At 69.6% G+C, this 24,503-nt stretch carries 21 protein-coding genes; 17 read left to right on the top strand and 4 right to left on the bottom strand.

Annotated elements, in window-relative coordinates:
- Positions 1–141 precede the first annotated feature (141 nt).
- Together DVR07_RS15430 and DVR07_RS15435 are read left to right on the top strand one after the other, a co-directional pair.
- Positions 142–1,665, top strand: coding sequence for a hypothetical protein (locus DVR07_RS15430; RefSeq protein ID WP_115798156.1), 1,524 nt, complete (start codon positions 142–144; stop codon positions 1,663–1,665).
- Between the two features lie 458 nt (positions 1,666–2,123).
- A complete protein-coding gene (locus tag DVR07_RS15435; protein ID WP_115798157.1) occupies positions 2,124–3,392 on the top strand; it encodes a glycosyltransferase family 4 protein in 1,269 nt (422 codons plus the stop codon).
- Positions 3,393–4,029: 637 nt separating this feature from the next.
- Here DVR07_RS15435 and DVR07_RS15440 read toward each other — a convergent pair.
- The gene (locus DVR07_RS15440; RefSeq protein ID WP_115798158.1) at positions 4,030–5,124 is read right to left on the bottom strand and encodes an aminopeptidase; all 1,095 of its coding nucleotides are present in this window, start codon (positions 5,122–5,124) and stop codon (positions 4,030–4,032) included.
- A 155-nt stretch (positions 5,125–5,279) separates the two neighbouring features.
- On the opposite strand from DVR07_RS15440, the gene DVR07_RS15445 reads away from it, so the two are divergent.
- Complete coding sequence (locus DVR07_RS15445) at positions 5,280–6,302, top strand: threonine aldolase family protein (protein ID WP_115798159.1); 1,023 nt, start codon at positions 5,280–5,282, stop codon at positions 6,300–6,302.
- Positions 6,303–6,337: 35 nt separating this feature from the next.
- On the opposite strand, the gene DVR07_RS22540 is transcribed toward DVR07_RS15445, so the two are convergent.
- A complete protein-coding gene (locus DVR07_RS22540) occupies positions 6,338–6,472 on the bottom strand; it encodes a DUF7859 family protein (protein ID WP_255457560.1) in 135 nt (44 codons plus the stop codon).
- Positions 6,473–6,567: 95 nt separating this feature from the next.
- Here DVR07_RS22540 and DVR07_RS15450 point away from each other — a divergent pair, with 95 nt between their 5' ends.
- The gene (locus DVR07_RS15450; RefSeq protein WP_115798160.1) at positions 6,568–7,218 is read left to right on the top strand and encodes an ArsR/SmtB family transcription factor; all 651 of its coding nucleotides are present in this window, start codon (positions 6,568–6,570) and stop codon (positions 7,216–7,218) included.
- 321 nt (positions 7,219–7,539) lie between these two features.
- Here the strand turns inward: DVR07_RS15450 and DVR07_RS15455 are convergent, their stop codons facing one another.
- Positions 7,540–8,085 (bottom strand): metallophosphoesterase, encoded by a 546-nt coding sequence (locus DVR07_RS15455; protein WP_115798161.1) that lies wholly within the window; start codon positions 8,083–8,085, stop codon positions 7,540–7,542.
- Between the two features lie 115 nt (positions 8,086–8,200).
- On the opposite strand from DVR07_RS15455, the gene DVR07_RS15460 reads away from it, so the two are divergent.
- Together DVR07_RS15460 and DVR07_RS15465 are read left to right on the top strand one after the other, a co-directional pair.
- A complete protein-coding gene (locus tag DVR07_RS15460) occupies positions 8,201–9,172 on the top strand; it encodes a cation diffusion facilitator family transporter (RefSeq protein WP_115798162.1) in 972 nt (323 codons plus the stop codon).
- 87 nt (positions 9,173–9,259) lie between these two features.
- Entirely contained in the window at positions 9,260–11,455 is a 2,196-nt protein-coding gene (locus DVR07_RS15465) for an ATP-dependent DNA helicase (RefSeq protein WP_205410994.1), read from the top strand.
- A 41-nt stretch (positions 11,456–11,496) separates the two neighbouring features.
- Here DVR07_RS15465 and DVR07_RS15470 read toward each other — a convergent pair whose 3' ends face one another.
- A complete protein-coding gene (locus DVR07_RS15470) occupies positions 11,497–12,003 on the bottom strand; it encodes a 2'-5' RNA ligase family protein (RefSeq protein WP_115798163.1) in 507 nt (168 codons plus the stop codon).
- Between the two features lie 167 nt (positions 12,004–12,170).
- Between DVR07_RS15470 and DVR07_RS15475 the strand changes: the two genes are divergently transcribed.
- From DVR07_RS15475 to DVR07_RS15525, 11 genes are all read left to right on the top strand, one after another.
- The gene (locus tag DVR07_RS15475; RefSeq protein WP_115798164.1) at positions 12,171–13,724 is read left to right on the top strand and encodes a GAF domain-containing sensor histidine kinase; all 1,554 of its coding nucleotides are present in this window, start codon (positions 12,171–12,173) and stop codon (positions 13,722–13,724) included.
- Positions 13,725–14,068: 344 nt separating this feature from the next.
- Positions 14,069–15,328 (top strand): argininosuccinate synthase, encoded by a 1,260-nt coding sequence (locus tag DVR07_RS15480; RefSeq protein WP_115798165.1) that lies wholly within the window; start codon positions 14,069–14,071, stop codon positions 15,326–15,328.
- A gap of 3 nt (positions 15,329–15,331) precedes the next feature.
- Entirely contained in the window at positions 15,332–16,792 is a 1,461-nt protein-coding gene (argH, locus tag DVR07_RS15485; protein ID WP_115798166.1) for an argininosuccinate lyase, read from the top strand.
- 172 nt (positions 16,793–16,964) lie between these two features.
- Complete coding sequence (gene lysW / locus DVR07_RS15490) at positions 16,965–17,129, top strand: lysine biosynthesis protein LysW (RefSeq protein ID WP_115798167.1); 165 nt, start codon at positions 16,965–16,967, stop codon at positions 17,127–17,129.
- A 57-nt stretch (positions 17,130–17,186) separates the two neighbouring features.
- On the top strand, positions 17,187–18,068 hold the full coding sequence (lysX, locus tag DVR07_RS15495) for a lysine biosynthesis protein LysX (protein WP_115798168.1): 882 nt from the start codon (positions 17,187–17,189) through the stop codon (positions 18,066–18,068).
- Positions 18,068–19,150 (top strand): N-acetyl-gamma-glutamyl-phosphate reductase, encoded by a 1,083-nt coding sequence (argC, locus tag DVR07_RS15500; RefSeq protein ID WP_115798169.1) that lies wholly within the window; start codon positions 18,068–18,070, stop codon positions 19,148–19,150. Before lysX ends, argC begins: the two co-directional genes overlap by 1 nt.
- Entirely contained in the window at positions 19,147–20,160 is a 1,014-nt protein-coding gene (locus DVR07_RS15505) for an acetylglutamate/acetylaminoadipate kinase (RefSeq protein ID WP_115798170.1), read from the top strand. The genes argC and DVR07_RS15505 overlap by 4 nt, the downstream gene beginning before the upstream one ends.
- The gene (locus tag DVR07_RS15510; RefSeq protein ID WP_115798171.1) at positions 20,160–21,296 is read left to right on the top strand and encodes an aspartate aminotransferase family protein; all 1,137 of its coding nucleotides are present in this window, start codon (positions 20,160–20,162) and stop codon (positions 21,294–21,296) included. Before DVR07_RS15505 ends, DVR07_RS15510 begins: the two co-directional genes overlap by 1 nt.
- Positions 21,293–22,369: a [LysW]-lysine hydrolase gene (locus DVR07_RS15515; protein WP_115798172.1), complete on the top strand. Its 1,077-nt coding sequence runs from the start codon at positions 21,293–21,295 to the stop codon at positions 22,367–22,369. The genes DVR07_RS15510 and DVR07_RS15515 overlap by 4 nt, the downstream gene beginning before the upstream one ends.
- A complete protein-coding gene (gene argF / locus DVR07_RS15520; RefSeq protein WP_115798173.1) occupies positions 22,366–23,334 on the top strand; it encodes an ornithine carbamoyltransferase in 969 nt (322 codons plus the stop codon). The genes DVR07_RS15515 and argF overlap by 4 nt, the downstream gene beginning before the upstream one ends.
- Positions 23,335–23,594: 260 nt before the next feature.
- The gene (locus tag DVR07_RS15525) at positions 23,595–24,443 is read left to right on the top strand and encodes a manganese catalase family protein (protein WP_115798174.1); all 849 of its coding nucleotides are present in this window, start codon (positions 23,595–23,597) and stop codon (positions 24,441–24,443) included.
- Positions 24,444–24,503: the final 60 nt, after the last annotated feature.

Here is a 24,503-nt window from a genome sequence, read left to right on the forward strand (position 1 = left end):
ACGAGGAGTACGCTCCGACTAACCCGCGGTTCGCGCGATGCCGGACCTTCTACAGCCTTTGGTCCGACTATAAAAATAGCAAAATCCACATTGAAGCCACATCAAAAGCTACTTAAGATACCCCTGGTCAGTTGAAGTCGCATGGCACGCGACGAGACGAAACGCGAACGTAACGGGGAGAAATCACTGCTTAACCGCCGAACGTACCTGAAAGGTGCCGGGGCTGCGGTCGCTTCGCTGGCCGCCTTCCGCGGGGCGAGCGGCGGCGCGGCGGCCGCCGAGTACGAGACGCGGACCGTCTCGGCCGGGGGCTACGATAGCGTCACCCTCCGGGACGGCGACACCTTCGAGAACGTCCTCGTGGACATCTCCGCGGACGGCGCGGAGTTCCACGTCGACGCCCACGGCGACGACTGGGCGATCCGGAACGTCGGCATCAAGGGCCGGCTCGACTCGTCGGGCGGCGCTCCGAACATCATCCGGGCGGACGGTAACGGGGTCATCGAGCACTGCTTCTTCGGCGACATCGCCGCCCCGAACATCGGCGGCGGGGCCATCGGCATCAAGTCCTACCACGCCGGCCACATCGACATCAAGGAGTGCTACATCGGCGGGTCGACCGACAACGGCGTCTACGCCGCCCAGCCCGCGGAGAACAACGGCGGGACGATGGCGATCGACACCTGCTACTTCGTCAACAACAACATCACCCACATCCGGGCCGCCGCCGACGGTACCACCGTGAAGAACTCCGTCCTGACCAACACCAACGACGTCAACCCCAACCACAAGTCCGGCAGCATCAACAGCCGCGGGTTCTGGGACTTCTACGGCGACGGCGACGAGACCGTCACCATCGAGAACTGCGACATCGACATCACCGACGAGAACACGAACGGGTCGGCCACGGCCGCGGTCGCGACCGCCGTGACCTACGAGATGCGCAACTGCCAGGTCAAGGGCCAACTCCGGGGCAACGTCACCGAGTCCAACGTCGGCAGCAGCCCGGACACCTCGGTCCCGGCCGGCGTCCCCACGACGCCCGAGGACGCGGCCGCGGCCACCGCCACCGGCGACACGAGCGGTTCGGGAACGCAGACCCCCGACCAGTCCGGCGACGACCAGCCCCAGGGGACCCTCCTCGAACTGATTTCGACCCCGGACCGGGCCAACATCACCTACGAGTTCACGGTCGAGGGGACCGTCGAGAAGCGCACCTCCAGCAGCGACGGCGTCGTCGCCGAGGCCAACGACAGCGTGACCGACAACGGCGACGGGACCGTCACAGTCTCGGGCATCTCGGGTAACGGCCACGGCGACTCCTACCTCGTCCAGGGGTCGATCACCGCGATGGACCTCGACGAGAGCCTCTGGACCATCCGGTACGACGGCGCGGAGGTCGGCGTCGACGACTTCGTCCTGCCGAACAAGCTGGTCATCGACGGCAGCGACACGCCCCGGGTCCAGAGCACCTACACCTTCTCGGTCGACGGGAAGGTCGAGAAGAGCGGCGACCTCGGCTCGATAAACGCCCACGACACCGTCGACCAGGGAACCATCAGCGGCCGGGTCATCGGCGGCAGGGACGGCTACCGGTTCTCCGGCGAGATCACCGGCTTCAAGCTCGACGGTCCCGCCTCGGTCGAGGTTCAGGACGGTTCGTAGATTTCGATTCGCTCCGACGACGGTTCTCTCGAACGCGGTACTGCGGTCTCTCTTCCGTCTGCGGGGTCGTCCGACGACGCGAACGCTATCCTCTCCAGCGACGAGACGGGGTCTCGTCGCGAGTTGTGCCGTCCCGTTCCTGGTAGACGCAGCTTATTGTCGAAACAGCTACGTGATTCGGCCGGCGGTCGAAGTCGCTGCGCGACCGAGACGGACCGCGCGGACGGTTCGCGACCGGAGACGGGACGACGATGGCGATCACTGTCGACGGTCAGTCGTCGCCTGCAGCCGTTCAGTTAAGCCCTACGTGGCGCATTCTGGTCATTCGGGCAACAGGAGCAGGAGCGAGTTAGCGAAAGTAGGACCGGTCGACCGCCTCGCGGCGGTTCGGTTCTGCCGTCGACTACGGGGATTTACGTAGTTCATTACTATCATCCAGAAACCCATCTGGGGAAAGTATGAGACAGAGTACCTCGAGCGCCGAGTCGGGGCCCGAGACCCGACGGGCGTCCGAGAGACACGACCTGCGAGAGTCCGGCGAGTCGCGCGGCGACCTCGAGGTCACCATCGGGATGTTCCACCCCTTCGCCGGAACGCGGGACGCCAGCGGCATCGCGGTGTACGCCCAGCGGCTCGTCGAGCACCTGGCGGAGGACACCCCCACGGTCCTGTACACCAGGGACGGCGAGATAAACCGGCGGCTCCGCGAGTCGTCGGCCGACGTCGTCCGGATTCCCATCCGGCCGGGCGGCGTCCCGGACCCCGTGTTCCGGCGGGTCCCGAACGTGATGAAGCACGTCCTGAAGAAGTGCCCGACCTACACCGGGCTGCTGACCAGCGGGCAGCGCTCGCACATGAACGAGAACCTCGACATCCTGATCACCCACGACGCCCTCGACGACATCCTCCTCTCGCACCTGGTGGACGTCCCGACCATCCGCATCAGTCACGGGCTCCAGCGGGTCGGCGTCGCCGCGCGGGCCCGGGAGTTCCTCTCGCGGTCGTACCTGACCGTGGCCAACTCCCGGAACACCGCCCGCGAACTCGAGGAGACGTTCGGGTACGAGGCCGACGGCATCGTCACGCCCGGGGTCGACACGACGGCGTTCGCGCCGGGCCGGGAGCCGGCGTTCGAGACCGACGGCCCCGCGGTGCTGTTCGTCGGCCGGATGGTCGAGAATAAGGGCGTCTACGACCTGCTCGATGCGCTGGCCAGGAGCTCCGAGGGCCTGTCGCTCCACCTCGTCGGTCGCGGGCAGGCCGAGCGAGTCCGGCGCCGCGCCGACGAACTCGGCGTCGGGGACTCGGTCACGCTCCACGGCGTGGTGGACCACGCCGACCTCCCGCGGTACTACGCGGCCTGCGACTTCCTCTGCAACCCCTCGCGGTACGAGAGCTTCGGCATGGTGAACCTGGAGGCGATGGCCTGCGGGCGGCCGGTCGTCTCGACCGACGTCAACGGCACGACCGAGTACTTCACCCACGGCGAGACCGGGCTGCGCGTGCCGCCCCGCGACCCCGAGCGACTCGCGGCGGCGCTCGACGAACTCGCCGCGTCGCCCGAGCGGCGCCAGGAGTTCGGTCGGGCCAGCCGCGAGCGCGCGACGGAGTACTCCTGGGAGGCCTCGGCCGAGACGCTCCGGGACCTCTGCTTCGACTTCTGCGCCACCTACTACGACATGCAGGCGCGCCGGACGGGGGCGCTCGCCGACCGCTACCACCTGTGAGCGCCGCAGGTGACGCGTTCCGATTCTGAGTCGTGGTCCAGTCGCTCGGCTCGAACGTACCGTAGACTCGACGACGTGACGACCGCGGTGGTGCCGGAGAGAAATCAACAGGGAACCAGACCGCGACTCAGAACAGTTCGCCGACGTCGGTGATGTCGGAGCGACAGAACGGGCACCGGTAGTTGGTCTGGAAATCGTTGCGCTGGGCAACGGTTCGAGTTTCGAGTTCGTGCATTGCGATGCTGCGACCACAGTCGGGACACGATACCTTCGTCACGGAAGTTGACTCTATAGCCCGAACACTTAAATTGCATTGTAAGATAGATAGAGAAATCTTACGGCCAGCCCCGACGAGCGCGGTTTCCGTCGGCCGCCCGCGCAGAGCACGTTGGAGAGCGACCCCGCTTCTTCGCCGGGCGTCGCTCCGACTTTTTCCGTAGATGCCTTCGCTCGAAGTCGAGCGAAAGAGCTACCCTTCGAAGCCGTCCTCGAACCGGAACGTCCCGTCGCGCTGGACGACCTGCGCGCACCTTTTCTCTCGCTCGCATCGGAAGACGCGTTGCGTCTTCCGAGCCTTGCCTCGCTCCGCTCGGCAAGACTGCGCTCGCTCGGAAAAGCTGCACCAAAAGGTGGACGGTCAGCCCTCGAAGCCGTCCTCGAACCGGAACGTCCCGTCGCGCTGGACGACCTCGCCGTCGACCTCGATGTACGACTCGTCGCTCATGTCGACGATCATGTCGACGTGGACCGCGCTCTGGTTGCCCTCCTCGCCCTCCGGCAGGCACTCGTCGTAGGCCCGGCCGACCGCGAGGTGGACGGTGTCGCCCATCTTCTCGTCGAACAGCATGTTGTAGGTGAACCGGTCGATGTCGCGGTTCATCCCGATGCCGAGCTCGCCGAGCCGGCGCGCGCCCTCGTCGGTGTTCAGCACCTCGGTCAGCACCGCCTCGTTCTTGCTGGCGGCGTGGTCGACGACCTCGCCGTCCTCGAACGTCAGGGCGGCGTCCTCGACCTCGCGGCCCTGGTGGATGAGCGGCTTGTCGAACAGGACTTCGCCCTCCACGGAGTCGGCGACCGGCGCGGTGAACACCTCGCCGCCGGGGAGGTTGTTCTTGGCGTGGTCGTTGACCGTCGACATCCCCTCGACGCTCATCCGGAGGTCGGTCGTGTCGCCCGAGACGATGCGGACCTCCTCGCCCGCGTCGAGGATGTCGACCATCGCCTGCTGGTGGTCCTTCTGTGCGGCCCAGTCCTTGGTGACGGCGCCGTAGACGAACTCCTCGTACTCGACCGTGCTCATCTCGGCGTTCTGGGCGTTCGCGGGCGCGGGGAACTGGGTCAGCACCCACGTCGTGTCGAGGATCTCCTCCTGGATGGGCATGTAGGCCGTCTGGAACGCCGCCAGGGTCTCGCTCGCGACCGCGCTCATGTCGGCGACGTTGTCGTGGGCCCGGACGTGGATCCAGACGTCGGCGGCCTCGGCCAGCGCGAGTTCGTGGTCGGCCACGTCGAGGTCGTCGGCGTCGACCGCCCGCAGGAACGTCGCGCGGGTCTCGTCGCGCCGGCCGGAGACGTGGAACGGGAACGCGCCGCGCTCGCCGACGACCTCGCAGAGCGCGAGCGTCAGCTCCTCGGCGGTGGGCGGCGCGCTGACCACGACGTTGTCGCCGGCCTCGACTTCGGTGGAGTGGTCGACGACGATCTCGGCGTGCTCTCTGACTCGGGGGTCCATGCCCGCAAATGTTGCCGAGGCGGGGAAACCGCTTTCGGTCCGCCACCGGCGGCGCCCCGCGCCGTCGGGCGTCGGGGCGAATCCGCGCGACGCCGGGGAGCGGGTCTCCGGCCGGCACCGCGGGGTATTTGACCCGCCGCGGGCAAGTGAGGGCCATGATAGACCTGCGGAGCGACACGGTGACCCGACCCGACGAGGCGATGCGCGAGGCGGCCCGCGACGCCGACGTGGGCGACGACGTCTACCGCGAGGACCCGACGGTCAACGAGCTGGAGGCCCGGGCGGCGGACCTCGTCGGGATGGAGGCGGCCCTCTACGTGCCGAGCGGCACGATGGGCAACCAGATCGCGGTCCGGACCCACACCGACCGCGGCCAGGAGGTGCTGACCGAGCGCGAGAGCCACGTCGTCAAGTGGGAGCTCGGCGGCATGGCCCAGCTCTCGACCCTCCAGGTGCGGCCGCTCGACGGCGGCGACCGCGGGGTGCCGACCCCCGAGCAGATCCGCGACGGCTACGTCGAGGAGGACCTCCACCGACCCGGCACCGGGCTGCTCACGCTGGAGAACAGCCACAACAGCAGGGGCGGCGTCGCCATCGCCCCCGAGAAGATCGACGCCGCGGCCGAGGCCGCTCACGACCTCGGGGTGCCCGTCCACCTCGACGGCGCGCGCGTCTGCAACGCCGCAGTGGCCCACGACGTCGCCCCCGATCGGATGACCGAGAACGTCGACTCGGTGATGTTCTGCCTCTCGAAGGGGCTGGGCGCGCCGGTCGGGTCGATGCTGGCCGGCGACGAGGAGTTCGTCGAGCGCGCCCGGCGCACCCGGAAGCTGTTCGGCGGCGGGATGCGCCAGGCCGGCATCATCGCGGCGCCCGGCCTGGAGGCGCTGGAGAACGTCGACCGGCTGACCGAGGACCACGAGAACGCCCGCGTCCTCGCCGAGCGACTCGCCGACGTCGACGGGCTCGACGTCCAGAGCCCCGAGACCAACATCGTCCTGGCCGACACCGAGGGCACGGGGCTGACCGCCGAGGAGTTCCTGGCGGCCTGCGAGGACGCCGGGGTCCAGGGCGTCCCGTTCGACACCCACGTCGCGCGCTTCTGCACGCACTGGGACGCCGACCGGGAGGACGTGGAGACGGCCGCCGAGCGCATCGCCGACGCGCTCGACGCGTAGGGTGCGAATCTCCGGCTATCGGGTCCCCGACCGGCCTACCGCTGGCCGTTCTCGATGCCCTCGCGGAACCCCGTGACGGTCCGGCGGATGAACAGGTACATGAACAGCACGAAGCCGAGCAGAAGGACGACGAAGCCGACCACGAGGGGGTTGTTGGTGAGGAACTCCATGTAGGGTCCATTCGGTCGCCCGACCAAATTCGTTTCGACGCCCGCGCGAGCGACCAGTGACAAAATTCATGACAGCCGGGCGGGTAGGAGCGCGTATGGCCGACCTGCTGCCCTCCACCTCCGACGCGACCGCCTCGCAGTCCGCCGAGCCGCGGGTCATCGGCGTCGACTCCGACGACGCCGACGACCTGCTCGGGGCGCTCTCCTCGGAGACGGCCCGCGAGCTGCTGGCCGCCCTCCACGACGAGCCCGCGACCCCCTCGGCGCTCGCCGACGCCGTCGACACCTCGCTCCAGAACGCCCAGTACCACCTCGGCAAGCTCGCGGACGCCGACGTCATCGAGGTCGTCGACACCGTCTACTCCGAGAAGGGCCGCGAGATGAAGGTGTACGCGCCCGCCGACCAGCCGCTGGTCGTGTTCGCCGGCAACGAGGAGAAAACGACCGGGTTGAAGTCCGCCCTCTCGCGGCTGATCGGCGCGTTCGGCGCGCTCGGGCTGCTGAGCCTCGCGGTCCAGCAGGCGTTCGGCGACGGGCTGGGCGCGCTGTTCGGCGCCGGCGGGGGCTCGGGCTCCGAGACGGGCGGCGGCGGTGGCGGGATGTCGATACAGTCGACCGACGCCGCCCGGGAGACCGCCGGCGCCGCGGCCCGGTCGCTCCCTCCGGGACTGGTGTTCTTCGCCGGCGGCGCGCTCGTCCTGGCGCTGGGGTTCGCTTGGTGGTACTACGCGAACCGCGGCGAGTAGGCCACTGTGCGGGCGGTACGGTCGAATCGGCCCGGTAACTAAAACGAGTTTTTGAGCTTACGGGAGGTATTTGATGTGGCCGACCGTAGGTAGAAGTGTCCCGCCCCGCTTCGGCCCTCCCCCGAACCCGGCGCCCCGCGTCCCCGGTTCCACGACGTCCCAGTTCCCCCGTTTCGCCGGGTCCCCGCGCCCTCCACCACCCACCCACTGCCCTCCCGCCGTGCCATCCTCCCGCGTCCTCCCGAGGCGGGGCGGACACTCCGATTCCGAACGTATCTGCACTCGGTAGCACCCGCGCCGTCGCCCCGAGAGCGGGACGATTCACCTGATTTCGAACGTCTCGACGACCGACCCGTCGCGGTGGCGTATCTCGCCGTCGAGGCTCGCTTCCGCGTCCGCGTCGTCGCCGGTCGCTCCGTCTTCCCCGTTCGCGGGCCGGAGCTCCGCGTGGGTCGGCATCCCGCCGCGCGGCCGGGCGTGGCTCCCCGGGTTGAGCAGGAGCACGTCCTCGCCCCGACTGACCGCGTGGCGGTGGGAGTGGCCGAACACCACGACGTCGGCGGCCCGCTGGCGGCCCAGGAGCGAGAGGCCGGTCGCGCCGCGGTCGTCGCCGTGAGTCAGGACGAACCGGACGCCGGCGACCTCGAAGGTCCGCTCCGGCGGGAGGCGGTCGCGCACGTCCGGCGTCGCGTTGTTGCCGCGGACCGCGTAGAGCGTGTCGCTGACGGCGTGGAACGCGTCGAGCGCGCCGGCGGTGACGAAGTCGCCGGCGTGGACGACGGCGTCCGCCTCTTCGACCGCCCGCTTCGCGCGGCCCTCGAGTTCGTGGCCGGACTGGCTGTGCGTGTCCGAGAGGACGGTTATCATCGGCCGACCGTAGGCGCGGCAGGTCCCTGAGCGTTTCCGTCTCGCGCGCGACAGTCGCCGTGGATCCGTCCAGCGTGCAATCACTTTCTTGTTCGGCGGCCGAGAAGGTACCCCAATGGCCGAAAGCAAGTCCGTCGTCATCGCCGCGCTCATCGCGAACGGCGCGATAGCGGTGCTGAAGTTCGCCGGCTTCCTGCTGACCGGGAGCGCCGCGATGCTCTCGGAGACGTACCACTCGGTGTCCGACACCGGCAACCAGGTATTCCTGCTCATCGGCATCCGGTACAGCCAGAAGGAGACGAGCCGCGGCCACCCCTTCGGCTACGGGAAGGCCCAGTTCTTCTACAGCTTCCTGGTGAGCGTGCTGCTGTTCGGCATCGCCGGCTGGGAGTCAGCCAAGCACGGTTACAACGCCATCATGCACCCCCATCCGGTCGACCCGGGGTCGGCCACCCTGCTCGGGTTCACGTTCCCGGGCGTCTGGGTCAACTACACCGTGCTCCTCGGCGCCATCGCCTTCGAGAGCTGGGCCCTGAAGAAGGCGTACGCCGGGATGAAGAAGGACATCGAGCAACACGACTGGAGCGGACTCGCCGAGGCGTTCCGGAAGACCACGAACGTGACGACGCTGACCGCGTTCACCGAGGACACCATCGCGATGGCCGGAGCGGGTATCGCGCTGTTCGGCATCTTCCTCTCGCGGTTCACCGGCAACCCTCTCTACGACGCGGTGGCCGCGTTCCTCATCGGCCTGATGCTGATGGGGTTCGCGATCGCGCTGGCCTGGGAGAACAAGCGCCTGCTGCTGGGCGAGAGCTTCCCGGAGTCCGAGGAGCAGGAACTGCGCGACGTCGTCGCGAACTGGGACGGCGTCGAGCAAGTGGTCGACTTCCGGACCGTGTTCTTCGGACCGACCGACGCCCTCGTCACCGCCGACGTCGCCTTCGAGTCGGGTATCGAGACGGCCGAGATGGAGGCGAAGATTTCGGACTTGAAGGACGCACTGAAGGAGGCGAACAGCGACGTGTCGAAGGTGTACATCGAACCGGAGGCCCGGGAGCGGGGCCGGCAGGAGCCCGCGGAGTAGCCCCGGGTCGCCCGACCGCGCCGGGAGGGGACTCACACTTCCGCCCGAGAGCGAGCCTTTAAACCCCACGCCGAGCAAACCCCCCGCGTGGCAGAGACCAACGGGTACATGCGCTTCTTCCCCTACGAGGAGCCGTACGAGAACCAGCGGGAGGCGATGGATCGCATCTACAACTCCTTCTCCCGCGGGCAGGACGTGCTCTTCGAGGGGGCCTGCGGGACGGGCAAGACGCTGTCGTCGCTCGTGCCCGCGCTGGAGTACGCCCGCGAGGAGGACAAGACGGTCGTCATCACGACCAACGTCCACCAGCAGATGCGCCAGTTCGTGGCCGACGCGCGGGCCATCACGGCCGAGGAGTCGATTCGCGCGGTCGTGTTCCGGGGGAAGGGGTCGATGTGCCACATCGACGTGGGGTTCGAGGAGTGCCAGGTGCTCCGGGACAACACCTACGAGGTGGTCGACGCCGAGAGCGACCTGGCGGAGTTAGAGGACCGCCAGGAGGAGCTACTGGAGCAGAGCCAGGAGGGCGACGAACGGGCGGCCGAGGCCCGGAACGCGGTCATGGACGAGCTCGAGCAGGTCCAGGAGCGCGTCGAGAGCCTCGAGGAGCAGAACACCTGCGAGTACTACTACAACAACCTCGTCGGCGACAACGAGGAGTTCTACTCGTGGCTCTACGACGACGTGCGCACGCCCGACGACATCTACGACTACGCCGAGGAGCGGACCCTCTGCGGCTACGAGCTGCTGAAGGACGGGATGGAGGGGGTCGACCTGGTGGTCTGCAACTACCACCACCTGCTCGACCCGATGATCCGCGAGCAGTTCTTCCGGTGGCTCGACCGCGACCCCGAGGACGTCATCACCATCTTCGACGAGGCCCACAACGTCGAGGACACCGCCCGCGAGCACGCGACCCGGACGCTGACCGAGAACACCCTCGACTCGGCGCTCGACGAGCTCCAGGACTCGGACGACGCCCGGAGCGAGCCCGCCTACAACGTCATCTCGGCGTTCCGGCGCGCCCTCGAAGAGACCTACGAGGAGAACTTCGGATTTGGCGACCGCGAGCAGGTCGGCGACGACTGGGAGGACGTCTCCATCGCCAACGACGACAGGCGCGACGACCTCACGCTCAACTTCCTCCAGCAGTACACCGGCAAGGGCATCGACACCGAGCTCGACCTCGCGGTCCACCTCGGCCGGGACCTCGACGAGGAGTACGAGGAGGCCTACAAGAACGGCGAGTCGACCACCCGCGAGGAGTGCCAGACCCTCCAGGCGGCGACGTTCATCCAGTCGTTCATGGACGAGAGCGCCGAGCTCGGCCAGTACCCCGTGGTGTCGGTCCGGCGCGACGAGGGGACCGACGAGGTGTACGGCCGGGCCGAGCTCTACACCTGCATCCCCCGGGAGGTCACCGAGGACCTGTTCGGCGAGGTGTACGCCACGGTGCTGATGAGCGCGACCCTCCGGCCGTTCGACGTGATCGGCGACGTGCTGGGGCTCGACGACCCGGTCGAGATCGCCTACGGCCTCCAGTTCCCCGAGGAGAACCGCCGGACGTTCGCGGTCGAGACCCCCGCGCTGTTCTCCAGCGAGCGCGACGACCCCGACACCCAGGCCGCCATCGCGGGCGTGCTGCGCGACGCCGTGAAGTTCACCGCGGGCAACACTCTGCTCTTCTTCCCGAGCTACGCCGAGGCCGAGCGCTACTACGAACGCCTCGGCCGGGAGCTCGGCGAGGACGGCGCGGGGACGACCCTGCTGATGGACGAGCCCGGCACGTCGGTCGAGGAGTTGCGCCAGCGGTTCGTCGCCGCCGACGACGCCGCGCTGTTCACCTCGCTGTGGGGTACCCTCGCGGAGGGCGTCAGCTTCGACGGCGACGAGGCCCGGACCGCGGTCGTGGTCGGGGTGCCGTACCCCCACCTCAACGACCGGATGGAGGCGGTCCAGGAGGCGTACGACCGGACGTTCGCCGACCGGTCGGGCCGCGACTCGGGGTGGGAGTACGCGGTCGAGATTCCGACCATCCGGAAGACCCGCCAGGCGCTGGGCCGGGTCATCCGGTCGCCCGACGACTTCGGCGTCCGGTTGCTGGTCGACAAACGCTACACCGAGGCCGGGACGCGCGAGATGGGCAAGTACAGCGTCCGCGAGACGTTCCCGCCCGAGGAGCGCGCCGAGATGCTCGACGTCGAGGCCGAGAAGCTGAAGTTCGCGATGCTCAACTTCTACTCCGACCGGGACGCGTGGCCCGGCGAGCCGCCGACGCCGTGACGGCGCGGTGATGACCACGGAAAGCCGTCACTGCGCGCGACCTACGCCGGCAGCGGGAACTCGGCGACTTCCTCCCCGTACTCGGCGTCCCAGAGCACCAGCCGGTTCGCGGTCCAGGACACCGGCTCCACCTCGCGGTCGGCGACACGGCGGGCGGTTTCCACGTCGCCCCCGCGGGCCAGCGTGACGTGGGGAACGTAGTCGTCGCCCTCGAACGCCTCGACGACCGAGAACTCCTCGACCAGTCCATCGTGGACCCGCCGGAGGCCGGGACTCTCCACCGCGAGGTAGACCACCGGCCCCTCGCCGAGCGGCGGGTCGGCGAAGTAGTCGATGCCCGAGATCCGGAGCTCGAACGCCGGCGCGCCGGCCAGCGCGGTCCGGACCTGTTCGCGCAGGCGCGCGGGCCCGCCCGGCGGTTCGTCGCCGAGGCGCTTGCAGACCAGGCCCCGGCGCTCGCGGACGGCGTCGAAGCCGAGCAGCGCGGGCCGGAGCTCCTCGGCCAGGCGCTCGACCGCGCCGGGAACCGGGACGTTGAGGCTGTACACTGCCGGAGGGTCGGTCGGCGCGGGCCAAGAGGGTGACGGTCGGTCGCGGTCGACCGGCGCGACGTCCTCGCGGCGTGCCTCGACCTCGCCGCCGGCGGGCGATCTGTTCCGCGTCCAACCACTCGGCCAATCACACTTATCCGGTTCCGGGTCTTCGAACAGGTGAGATGGAAGGGGCTGGGAACGCGGCCCGGGTGCTGTACGTCGGCGACGAGCCGGGCGCCGTCGACTTCGCCGGGGCGGTCGACGACGGGGCGGACCTCGCGGTGACGCGGGCGGACGACGCGGCGGGCGCGCTCGACCGGCTGGACGCCGAGCCGTTCGACTGCGTCGTCGGCGACGTGGCCGACGGTCTCGCCCTGCTCGACGCCGTGCGGGACCGCCGGCCGAACCTCCCCTACGTGTTCGTCGCCGGCGAGGGCGACGACGACGCCGACGCGGCGCTGGTGCGGGGCGCGACCGACTACCTCGAGCGCCGGGGCGACCGCGACCAGCGGGACCTGCTCGTCGCCCGCGTCGCGAACGCGGCGTCGGGGACCCCGAGGGACGACGGGAGCGAGTCGTCGCTCCGGGAGCTCTACCGGACCGCCTCGAACGCCGACCTCACCGCCGAGCAGAAGCGCCGCCGGATGCTCGAACTCGGCCGGGAGCGGCTGGGCGTCGACGTGGGGTTCGTCTCGCACATCGCGGACGGCACCATGGAGATCGTCGACGCGGTGGGGTCCCACGAGCTACTCCAGGCCGGACGGACCGCGCCGCTGGCCGACACCTACTGCCGGAAGACCGTCGAGGCCGACGAACTGCTGAGCGTCGCGGACGCCGAGTCCGAGGGGTGGCGCGACGACCCGGCCTACGAGACGTACGGCCTGGGCTGCTACGTCGGCGCGAAGCTGTTCGTGGACGGCGAGCTGTACGGCACCGTCTGCTTCGCCGACCGCGCGGCGAGACCCCGGTCGTTCTCGGAGAACGAGCGGCTCTACGTCGAACTCGTCTCCCAGTGGCTCGGCTACGAGCAGGAACGGCTGGTCGACGAGCGGGCGCTCCGCGAGCAGAACCGCCGGCTCGAGGAGTTCGCCAGCGTGGTGAGTCACGACCTGCGCAACCCCCTGAACGTCGCCAGGATCTACCTCAGCATGGCCGAGGAGACCGGCGAGGAGGCGGACTTCGAGCAGGTCCGGCGCGCCCACGACCGGATGGAACAGCGCATCCGGAATCTGCTCGCGCTGGCCCGGCAGGACGACGGAGTCGGCGACGTGGGCGAGCGCGACCTCTCGGCGGTCGCGGCCGCGGCGTGGAAGAACGTCGAGGCCGAGGGCGCCAGCTACGACGCCGAGGGCGACGTGACGGTCGCGGCCGACCGCGAGCGCCTCCAGCAACTGCTCGAGAACCTCTTCCGGAACGCAGTCGAACACGGTTCGACCAGCAGTCGGCCAGGCGCCGACGACGCCGTGGAACGCGGCGGGGCGGTGACCATCCGGGTCGGTCCGCTCGACGGTGGCGCGGGGTTCTACGTCGCCGACGACGGGCCGGGTATCCCCGAGGACCGGCGCGGCTCGGTGTTCGAACACGGCTACTCGACGGTCGACGGCGGCACCGGGCTGGGGCTGGCCATCGTCCGGCGGGTCGCCGACGCCCACGACTGGAGCGTCTCGGTCGGCGAGAGCGAGGCGGGCGGCGCGCGGTTCGAGATCAGGTGGTCGACTGGCGAGTCAGACGAGTGACCGGAGAAGGACAAATACCTGACAGCATTTGGCGGCGGCCAGTGCGAGAGAGACACTCGCACCTGTGCGCCGGTTGACTGCAATGCTTGCCGACCCGATAGAGTTTAAACCCCTCGGGACGCAAGAAGTACTCGATGACACGGACTCGCGGTTCCGGAGCGCCCACGCGCGCCACCGAGAGCCCCGAGTCCGCCTCCGTTCTCCCGCCGCGACGACGACCGGGGTCCCTTTAGACCCCACCCTATCCTCACCCCCGACTACACCGAGTTTGCCGCTGACGACGTCACGCGTATCGTCCGCGAACTAGATTCCGAACACGACACACGACACCAACCCACACCATCATGACAGACAACTCGACCGTCGCGCTCGCCTTCTCGGGCGGACTCGACACCACGGTATGCGTCCCGCTGCTCGAAGAGGAGTACGACTACGACGAGGTCATCGGCGTCACCGTCGACGTCGGCCAGCCCGCCGAGGAGTTCGACGAGGCCGAGGAGACCGGCGAGGCGCTCGACCTCGACCACTACGTCGTCGACGCCAAGGACGCGTTCGCCCAGCAGTGCCTCGACGCCGTGACCGCCAACGCGACCTACCAGGGCTACCCGCTCGGCACCGCGCTCGCGCGCCCCGTCATCGCCGAGGCCATCCTCGAGGTCGCCGAGGAGAACGACTGTGCCGCCATCGCCCACGGCTGCACCGGCAAGGGCAACGACCAGCTCCGGTTCGAGGCGGTCTGGCGCGAGTCGGACCTCGAGGTCATCGCGCCGGTGCGCGAACTCGGCCTGACCCGCGAATGGGAGATGGAGTACGCCGCCGAGAAGGACCTGCCCGTCGAGGGCGGCAACGAGGGCGACTGGAGCATCGACACCAACCTCTGGAGCCGGTCGGTCGAGGGCGCGGACCTCGAGGACCCCGGCTACGTCCCGCCGGAGGACATCTACGAGTGGACCGAGACGCCCGGCGGGAAGGACGTCGAGACCATCGAGATCACCTTCGAGGAGGGCTATCCGGTCGCCATCGACGGCGAGGAACTGCCCGCCGTCCAGCTCATCGAGCACCTCAACGAGCTCGCCGGGAGCCACGGGGTCGGGCGCACCGACATGATGGAGGACCGCATGCTCGGGCTGAAGGTCCGCGAGAACTACGAGCACCCCGCCGCGACCACCCTCCTCAACGCCCACGAGGCGCTGGAGGGGCTCGTGCTCACCGAGGAGGAGCGCGCGTTCAAGCAGCAGGTCGACCAGCAGTGGGCCGAGAAGGCCTACGAGGGCCTGCTGTCGGCGCCGCTCGTGGGCGCGCTCGACGGCTTCGTCGACGCGACCCAGCAGAAGGTCACCGGGACGGTCACCATCAAGTTCGAGGGCGGACAGGCACGCCCGGTCGGCCGCGAGAGCGAGTACGCGGTGTACTCCGAGTCGGCCGCCTCGTTCAACACCGAGTCGGTCGACGGCATCGCCCAGAGCGACGCGACCGGCGTGGCGAAGTACCACGGCTTCCAGTCGCGGTTGGCCAACGAGGTCGCGGCGAACGCCGAGGCCAAGAAGGCCGAACTGCTGACCGACGGCAGCGGCGACGGCGAGACCGACGAGACGGAGGAGTAGAGAATGGCGAACGAGGAACCTGCGACCGGTTCGGACGTGGTCCGCCGCGACCGCTTCAGCGGCGGCCCCGCCCGCGGGTTCCTCTCCTCGATGGAGGCCGACGAGCGCATCTTCGCCGCGGACCTCGCGGTCGACCGCGCCCACGTCGTGATGCTGGCCGAGCAGGGCATCGTCGGCGGCGACGAGGCCGCCACGATTTTTTCGGCGCTCGACGACGTGGAGGCCGCGGGCTTCGACGCGCTCCCCGACGGCGAGGACGTCCACGCCGCCATCGAGACCGCGGTCATCGACCGCGTCGGCGACGTCGGCGGGAAGATGCACACCGCCCGGTCGCGCAACGACGAGGTGGCGACCTGCATCCGGTACCGGCTGCGCGGGGACGTGCTCGACGCCGTCGAGTCCACGCTCGGCCTCCGCAAGTCGCTGGTCGAGGTCGCCGACGCGCACGCCGAGACCGTGATGCCCGGCTACACCCACCTCCAGCCCGCCCAGCCCGCGACCGTCGGCCACTACCTGCTGTCCTACGAGCAGGCGGTGGCCCGCGACACCGAGCGGCTGTTCGACGCCTACGACCGGGTGAACCGGTCGCCGCTGGGCGCGGCCGCGTTCGGCGGGACGCCCTTCGACGTGGACCGCGAGCGCACCGCCGAACTGCTCGGGTTCGACGGCCTCGTGGCGAACTCGATGGACGCGGTGTCGACCCGCGACTTCCTCGTGGAAGTCGTCGCCGCGCTCGCGAACCTCGCCACGACTGTCTCGGGGCTGGCCGAGGACCTCGTGGTGTTCTCGAACAAGGGGCTGGTCGAGCTCTCGGACGACTACTCGTCGACCTCCTCGATCATGCCCCAGAAGAAGAACCCCGACACGCTCGAACTCGTGCGGGCGACCGCCGGCGACGCCGCCGCCGGGCTCAACGGCCTGCTGACGACGCTGAAGGGCCTGCCCCGGGCGTACAACCGCGACCTCCAGAGCGCCACGCCCCACGCGTGGTCGACCGTCGACGCGGTCGACGAGGCGGTCGCGGTCGCGGCGGGCGCGGTCTCGACCGCGACGTGGGACGAGAGCGCGCTGGCCGAGGCGGCCGGCGAGGGGTTCTCGACCGCGACCGGCGTGGCCGACCTGCTCGCGATGGCCGGGGTTCCCTTCCGGAACGCGCACGAGATGGTCGCGAAGGCTGCCGAGGAGGGCGCCGACTACGCCGCGCTCGACGCGGCGGCCGAGGAAGTGCTCGGCGACTCGCTCGACGCCTACGTCGACCGCGAGGCCGTCGAGACCGCGCTCGACCCCGCGGCCAGCGCGGCGGCCCGCGACTCGGCCGGCGGGCCCGCGCCCGAGGCGGTCGTCGCGGGCCTGTCGACCGCCGAGGACGGGGTCGCCGACGACGAGGCGACGCTGGCCGGCGAGCGCGACGCGCTGGCGGAGGCCGCAGACCTGCGCCGACGGGAGGTGAGTCAGCTTGTCTGACGGTCCACCGGTCCCTCGCGGGACCACACTTATATACCTCCGAAGTCCGACACTGGCTTCGGCCTGACGCGACATTTGCCCGTTTCACGCCTTTAGACTCGTCTTCGTGTAATGTAACTATTTTAACAATTTCGATGCCTTTAAGTGGTAATACGAGATACTACAGATTGCTATGACCGAATGCGTCGAATGCGGGGCGGACGTGACCCTGCACGACAACGCGGAAGTAGGAGAGATAGTCGACTGCACGACCTGCGGCGCCGAGCTCGAAGTCGTCGAGCAGAACCCGCCAGTCCTCGAGCGAGCCCCGGAGCTCGAAGAGGACTGGGGGGAGTAAATTGCACGCCGAAATCGCAAGCGATTTCGAGCTCACGCTCACCGCGGAGGGGTTCGCGTGAAGGTCGGAATACTCTACTCCCGGATCCGCAAGGACGAGAAGCTCCTCCTCTCGGAGCTGCGCGAGCGCGGCCACGACGTGGTCAAGATCGACGTCCGCGACCTCCAGTTCGGGCTGACCGAGGCCCCCGAAGTGTTCGCGGACCTCGACATCGTCGTGGACCGTTGTCTCGCGACCAGCCGGAGCCTCTACGCCACCAAGTTCTGCGAGGCCTACGGCGTGCCCGTGGTCAACTCCGCGGCGACCGCACAGACCTGCGCCGACAAGGTCCAGAACAGCCTCGCGCTCGCGGGCGCGGGCGTTCCCACGCCCGCGACCGACGTGGCGTTCACCAAGGAGTCGGCGATGGAGAGCATCGAGAAGTTCGGCTACCCCTGCGTCATCAAGCCCGTCGTCGGGTCGTGGGGACGCCTGATGGCGAAGATCGACTCCCGGAGCGCCGCCGAGGCCATCCTGGAGCACAAGGCCACCCTGGGCCACTACGAGCACAAGGTGTTCTACGTCCAGGAGTTCGTCGACAAGCCCGGCCGCGACGTCCGGGTGCTCGCGACCGACGGCGAGCCCGTCGCCGCGATGGTCCGGTCGTCGGACCACTGGCTCACCAACGCCGCGAAGGGCGCCGAGACCGAGGCCTTCGAGCTCGACGAGGAGGCGAAGGCGCTCGTGAAGGCCGCCAGCGACGCGGTCGGCGGCGGCCTGCTCGGCGTCGATTTGATGGAGACCGGCGGAGATGGCGCCAACTACACCGTCCACGAGGTCAACCACACCGTCGAGTTCAAGTCGCTGAACGGGGCGACCGACGTCGACGTGCCCGCGAAGGTGGTCGACTGGCTCGAAGCCAAGGCCGCGCAGGGGACGAAGCAGGAGGTGATGGCCTGATGCCCATCACCGACTCGGCGGCCGACGCCGACGGCAGTGCCGACGAGACGGTCACCGCGACCGTCGTCGGCGGGAGCGGCTTCGCGGGCGGCGAACTCCTGCGCATCCTAGCCGGCCACCCGAACGTCGACCTCGCGGGCGCGACCAGCCGGGAGTACGCCGGCAAGTCGGTGGGGTCGGTCCACCCGAACCTCCGGGGAACCGACCTCCGGTTCTCGGACCCGGCCGACCTCGACTCGGTGGACGTCCTGTTCGCGGCGACGCCCCACGGCGTCTCGATGGAACAGATAGACGACTTCTACGAGGTCGCCGACACCGTGGTCGACCTCAGTGCGGACTTCCGGCTGAACACCGCCGAGCAGTACGAGGAGTGGTACGACGGCCACGACGCGCCCCAACTCCTCGACGAGGCGGTGTACGCCCTGCCGGAGCTCCACCGCGAGGACCTGCCGGGCGCCGACCTCGTCGCGGCCGGCGGCTGCAACGCCACCGCGACGATTCTCGGCCTCTACCCTCTGTTCGACGGCGGGATTCTATCCGGCGACGAGCAGGTCGTCGCCGACGTGAAGGTCGGCTCCTCGGAGGGCGGCGCCGGCGCGAGCAAGGCCGGCAGCCACCCCGAACGCTCGGGCGTGGTCCGGCCCTACGCGCCGACCGGCCACCGCCACGAGGCCGAGATCGAGCAGGAACTGGGCGCCTCGGTCTCGTTCACGGCCCACGCGGTCGACATGGTCCGGGGCGCGGCCGCGACCTGCCACGTGTTTCCGGACGGGCCGGTCTCGAAGGGCGACCTCTGGTCGGCCTTCCGCGGCGCCTACGAGGACGAGCCGTTCGTCCGGCTCCAGTCGGGCGGCGGCGGGGTGTACCGCTACCCCGAGCCCAAGGCGGTCGCGGGGACCAACATGGCGGAAGTGGGATTCGAACTCGACCCCGGTAACAAGCGCATCGTCGTGTTCAGCGCCATCGACAACCTCGTGAAGGGGACGGCCGGCCAGGCGGTCCACGCCGCCAACGTCGCGCTCGGCTTCGAGGAGACCGCCGGCCTCGACTTCCAGGGACTCCATCCGGTGGGAAGCCCATGACCGAAGACAGCTACACGAAGGCGGAACTCGAAGCGGCCCACGAGCAACTGATCGACAACGACCTCGGCGACGACGGCCTCCGGACCGACGGAGGTGAGCGCGAGCAGGGCGAGCGCGAGCCTCGTCAGACTGCGTCTGACGGTGGGTTCGCAAGCGAGGAGGACGAGGACCACAGTCCCCCCATCGTCGTCAAGGTCGGCGGGGCGCGCGCGGTTGACCCCGCGGGCGCGCTCGCGGACGTGGCCCATCTCGTCGCGAACGGCGAGGACGTGGTGGTCGTCCACGGCGGCTCGACTGCCGTGGACGACACCCTCGAACGGCTGGGCGAGGAGCCCGAGTACGTCGAGACCCCCGGCGGCGTCGTCGGGCGGTTCACCGACGAGACCACGATGGAGGTGTTCGAGATGGTGCTGCCCGGCAAGCTCAACACCGACCTCGTCGCCGGCCTCCAGAACGAGGGCGTCGACGCGGTCGGCCTGTCGGGCGTCGACGGGAAGCTGCTGACCGGCCCGCGCAAGTCGGCGGTCAAGGTGCTCGAGGACGGCCGCAAGAAGATAAAGCGGGGCGACCACTCCGGCAAGATCGAGGCGGTCGACGCCGACCTGCTGGAGACGCTGTTCGCGGGCAACTACGTCCCGGTCGTGACGGTGCCGATGCTGGCCGAGGAGAGCGACGGCGACCTGACGCCGGTCAACGCCGACGCCGACCGCGCGGCCGCCGCCATCGCGGGCGCACTGGGCGGCGAACTCGTCGTGCTGACCGACGTGGCGGGCGTCTACGAGGACCCCGACGACCCCGACTCGCTCATCGAGTCGGTCGGGACGCCGGCGGAACTGGAGGCGGCCGAGGACGCCGCCGAGGGGTTCATGACGAAGAAGGTCATGGCCGCCGTCGAGGCGCTGGAGGGCGGCGCGGCGTCGGTGACGGTCGCCGACGCGAACAACCGCGACCCCATCACGGCCGCCAGGACCGGCCACGGGACCGAGTTCGAACCGGGGGCCGTGAGATAATGTCCGGGTTCGTCTACTCCGAGAAACCGATCCGGATCGAGCGCGGCGAGGACGTCTACCTCTACGACGACGCCGACGACGAGTACCTCGACTTCGGCGCGAGCTACGGCGTCGCCGCGGTCGGCCACTGCCACCCGAAGGTGGTCTCGGCGGTCCAGGAGCAGGTCGAGAAGCTGACGTTCGTGCAGGCCAGCTACCCCAACTCGGCCCGCGACGCGCTCTACGAGAAGCTGGCGGCGGTCGCGCCCGGCGACCTCGAGAACGTCTGGCTCTGCAACTCCGGCACCGAGGCCAACGAGGCGGCCCTGAAATTCGCCCGGAGCGCCACCGGCAACTCCAAGATCGTGGCGGCCCAGCGGGGGTTCCACGGCCGGACGATGGGGTCGCTGGCCGCGACGTGGAAGCCCAAGTACAAGAAGCCGTTCGAGCCGCTGGCCGGCGATTTCGAGTTCGTCCCCTACGGCGACGAGGAGGCGCTGGCCGAGGCCGTCGACGACGAGACGGCCGCGGTCCTGCTCGAACCGGTCCAGGGCGAGGGCGGCGTCAACCCCGCGCCCGAGGGTTACCTGGAGGCGGCCCGCGAGGTGACCGACGAGACCGGCGCGGCGCTGGTCTTCGACGAGATCCAGACCGGCCTCGGCCGGACCGGGGCGCTGTGGGCCTGCGAGAAGCGCGGCGTCGTACCCGACGTGCTCACCTCGGCGAAGGGGCTGGGCGGCGGGCTCCCCGTCGGCGCGACGCTCTGCGCCGACTGGGTCGCCGAGGAGTCGGGTCCCCACGGCTCGACGTTCTCGGGCGGGCCGGTCGTGAGCGCGGCCGCCGAGGCCACGCTGGAGGTCGTCGCCGACGAGAACCTCCCGGAGAACGCCGCCGACGTGGGGCGTCACCTCCAGTCGAAACTGAGGGGTTCCGAGTTACCGATTCGCACGGTCCGGGGCGAGGGACTGCTCCTCGGCGCGGAGGTCGGCCGGGGCGCCAACAGCGTGCTGAAGCGGCTGGCGATGAACCACGGGGTGCTGGCGCTGCCCGCCGGCCGGACCGTGGTGCGACTGCTCCCGCCGCTGACCGTCACGGAGGCCCACGCCGACGAGGTCGTCGAGGCGCTGGAGAGCGCGCTCGCGGAGGTGTCGACGTGAGCGCGAGCGCCGACGCCGCCGTGAGCGACGAGGCGGCCCGTGAACTGCTCGTCGACCTCGTGGACGTCCCGTCGCCCACCGGCGAGGAACGCGAGTGCGCCGAGCGCCTCGCGGCCTTCTTCGAGGCGCACGGGCGCGAGGCGTGGCTCGACGAGGTCGGCAACGTCCGGGCGCCCGCCGACGACTCGGTGCTGCTGACCTCCCACGTCGACACCGTGCCGGGCGACATCCCGGTGCGCGTCGAGGAGACCGAGGACGCCGAGGGGAACGCGACCGAGGAGCTGTGGGGCCGCGGCAGCGTCGACGCCAAGGGACCCCTCGCGGCGATGGCGGCGGCGGCGGTCGAGACCGGCGTCAGCTTCGTCGGCGTGGTCGGCGAGGAGACCGACTCGCGGGGCGCGCGCTTCCTCGTCGAGGACCGTGACGAGCCCGACGCCGTGGTCAACGGCGAGCCCTCGGGCTGGGACGGCGTGACCCTCGGATACCGGGGGTTCCTCGCGGGCGAGTACGCCGTGAGTACCGACTCGGTCCACACCTCGCGGCCCGACCCCAACGCCGTCCAGAAGGCGATGCGGTGGTGGCGGGCGGTCGAGTCCGGGTTCGAGAGTGACGACGAGACGCCCGTCTTCGAGCGGGTGACCGCCAAGCCCGTGGAGTTCGCGGGCGGGACCGCGGCCGACGGGCTCTCGGTGGAGGCGAGCGTCGAGGCGCAGTTCCGGATTCCGCCGGGCGAGACCGCGGCGGGCGTCCGCGAGGCCGTCGAGGCCGAGCTGGCGGCGGGCGAGGTCGACTGGGCGGAGCCGATTCCGCCCGTGATGGAGACGCCCCGCAGCGAGGTGGCGCGAGCGTTCCGGGCCGCGATCCGACGAGTCGGGGGCGACCCCCGACTCCTCCGCAAGACCGGAACCAGCGACATGAACCTCTACGCCGGGGCGTGGGACTGCCCCATGGCGACCTACGGCCCCGGCGACTCCGACCTGGACCACGCGCCGAACGAACGCCTCGACCTCGGAGGGTTCGACCGGGCCGTCGACGTGCTGACGGCCGTCTCCGAGGACCTCGCCGACGCATGAGCAACGACACGACCCAGCCCGCGGCCGACGCCGCGGCCCCGACCGCCGAATCGCCAGCCAGCCAGTTCCTGACCGTCGACGACGTCTCGGCCGACGAGCTCGCCGAGATACTGTCGACCGCGGGCGAGCTGAAGGTGGCCCACCACACGGGCACGGCACACGCCGTCCTGCCGAACCGCACGCTCGCCATGCTGTTCGAGAAGCCCAGCACCCGGACCCGTGTCTCGTTCGAGACCGGGATGACCCAGCTGGGCGGCCACGCCGTCTACCTCGGGCCCGACACCACCCACCTCGACCACGGCGAGCCGGTCGCCGACACCGCCAGGGCGCTCTCGCGGTACGTCGACGCCGTGATGGCCCGGGTGTTCGACCACGACGCGCTCGAAGGGATGGCGGCCCACGCCACCGTCCCGGTGATCAATGGGCTCTCGGACGACGCCCACCCGTGCCAGACGCTGGCGGACCTGTTCACCATCTACGAGCGCTTCGACGGCTTCGAGGACGTGTCGGTCGCCTGGGTCGGCGACGGCAACAACGTCGCGCGGTCGTTCGCGGTCGGCGCCGCGATGGTCGGCCTCGACCTGACGATGGCGACGCCCGAGGGGTACGGCCCCGGCGAGGAGGTCCTCGCGCGGGCCGACGAGCAGGGCGAAGCGCCCGAGGTCGTCCGCGACCCCGAGGCGGCCGTCGAGGGCGCCGACGTCGTCTACACAGACGTCTGGGTCAGCATGGGTCAGGAGGACGAGCGCGAGGCCAAGCTCGGCGACTTCGACGGGTTCCAGGTGAACGACGACCTGCTCGCGGCCGCGCCCGAGGCCGACGTGATGCACTGCCTGCCGGCCCACCGCGGCGAGGAGATAACGGACGAGGTGCTCGAGAGCGACCGGGCGGTCGTCTGGGACCAGGCCGAGAACCGGATGCACACCCAGAAGGCGCTGCTGACCCGCCTGCTCGACGCGGAGTGAGCGGGACGGACCTCGCGGACGACTCGTCGCAGACGGTGTGGTCCGGCGCTGTTTCCCCGGGTTTCGAATCCAAGTGCGGAGACGTGCGACTGTCGCCGCGTTCGCCGCGCCAACGGAATCTCGTAAAGAGGAAAAAGAAATTAACGAGAGCGTCCTAGAATATCCCAATCCCGTAATCTGTTTTGTATGCTGCGATATAAATGTCATCAGCCAAAACTCACTATGACCTCCCCGCCGTTGGTCTCCCCGGGGGAGAACCAGTGTTCTACCACGACAACGAACTCCAGTACGAAGTTGAGGTCGAGGATCCGGACCCGTACTTCGCGAAGATGCTGCAGCAAGCCATCGGCGGCGTCGAGGGCGAGATGCGGGTCGCGCTCCAGTACATGTTCCAGGCGTTCGGGCAACCGAAGGAGAAGCAGGAGTACCGCAACCTGCTGATGGAGACAGCGGCCGAGGAGCTGGGCCACATCGAGATGCTGGCCACGGCCGTCACGAAGAACCTCCAGGGGGCGCCCGACGAGGTCCGCCGGGAGGCCCGCGAGAACGACGCCGTCATCGACGCGATGATGCAGGGCGGCCAGCCCCGGCAGGCGCTGTCGGCCGGGCTCCACGCGATGCCGGTCGACGCGAACGGCAACGCCTTCAGCGGGAACTTCATCGTCGCCAGCGGGAACCTCGCGGCCGACATGTACGCCAACATCATGGCCGAGTCGACCGGCCGGCTGCTGGCGACCCGGTTGTACGAGATGACTGACGACGAGGGGATGAAGGACATGCTGTCGTACCTCATCGCCCGCGACACGATGCACCAGAACCAGTGGCACGCCGCCCTCGAGGAGATGGGCGAGACCGTGCCCGTGCCCGCGAGTTTCGACCAGGAGAAGGAGAACCAGGAGTACAACTACGAGTTCATGTCCACGTTCCGGGAGGACCGCGAGGACCCCCACGAGCGCTGGACTGAGGGAGTCTCCATCGACGGCAAGGGCGAGTTCTCGTTCGGCACCCAGCCCGGCGGCGGCAACCCGCAGCTCGAGAAGACCATCGCGCAGATGTACAACGAGGCCACCGGCGGGGACACGGACCGGACCATCCAGGACGAAGAGTAGCGCGACGGTCCGGCGTCGCGGCGGAGCGAGCGATGCGCGCGGAACCAGCAACGACACTTT

The sequence above is a fragment of the Halorussus rarus genome, from assembly GCF_003369835.1.
Taxonomy (GTDB): domain Archaea; phylum Halobacteriota; class Halobacteria; order Halobacteriales; family Haladaptataceae; genus Halorussus; species Halorussus rarus.

Bases quoted from the DNA above. Each gene is read 5' to 3' on its own strand.
- DVR07_RS15430 (WP_115798156.1), top strand. From the start codon at position 142: ATGGCACGCGACGAGACGAAACGCGAACGTAACGGGGAGAAATCACTG.
- DVR07_RS15435 (WP_115798157.1), top strand. From the start codon at position 2,124: ATGAGACAGAGTACCTCGAGCGCCGAGTCGGGGCCCGAGACCCGACGG.
- DVR07_RS15440 (WP_115798158.1), bottom strand. From the start codon at position 5,124: ATGGACCCCCGAGTCAGAGAGCACGCCGAGATCGTCGTCGACCACTCC.
- DVR07_RS15445 (WP_115798159.1), top strand. From the start codon at position 5,280: ATGATAGACCTGCGGAGCGACACGGTGACCCGACCCGACGAGGCGATG.
- DVR07_RS22540 (WP_255457560.1), bottom strand. From the start codon at position 6,472: ATGGAGTTCCTCACCAACAACCCCCTCGTGGTCGGCTTCGTCGTCCTT.
- DVR07_RS15450 (WP_115798160.1), top strand. From the start codon at position 6,568: ATGGCCGACCTGCTGCCCTCCACCTCCGACGCGACCGCCTCGCAGTCC.
- DVR07_RS15455 (WP_115798161.1), bottom strand. From the start codon at position 8,085: ATGATAACCGTCCTCTCGGACACGCACAGCCAGTCCGGCCACGAACTC.
- DVR07_RS15460 (WP_115798162.1), top strand. From the start codon at position 8,201: ATGGCCGAAAGCAAGTCCGTCGTCATCGCCGCGCTCATCGCGAACGGC.
- DVR07_RS15475 (WP_115798164.1), top strand. From the start codon at position 12,171: ATGGAAGGGGCTGGGAACGCGGCCCGGGTGCTGTACGTCGGCGACGAG.
- DVR07_RS15480 (WP_115798165.1), top strand. From the start codon at position 14,069: ATGACAGACAACTCGACCGTCGCGCTCGCCTTCTCGGGCGGACTCGAC.
- argH (WP_115798166.1), top strand. From the start codon at position 15,332: ATGGCGAACGAGGAACCTGCGACCGGTTCGGACGTGGTCCGCCGCGAC.
- lysW (WP_115798167.1), top strand. From the start codon at position 16,965: ATGACCGAATGCGTCGAATGCGGGGCGGACGTGACCCTGCACGACAAC.
- argC (WP_115798169.1), top strand. From the start codon at position 18,068: ATGCCCATCACCGACTCGGCGGCCGACGCCGACGGCAGTGCCGACGAG.
- DVR07_RS15505 (WP_115798170.1), top strand. From the start codon at position 19,147: ATGACCGAAGACAGCTACACGAAGGCGGAACTCGAAGCGGCCCACGAG.
- DVR07_RS15510 (WP_115798171.1), top strand. From the start codon at position 20,160: ATGTCCGGGTTCGTCTACTCCGAGAAACCGATCCGGATCGAGCGCGGC.
- argF (WP_115798173.1), top strand. From the start codon at position 22,366: ATGAGCAACGACACGACCCAGCCCGCGGCCGACGCCGCGGCCCCGACC.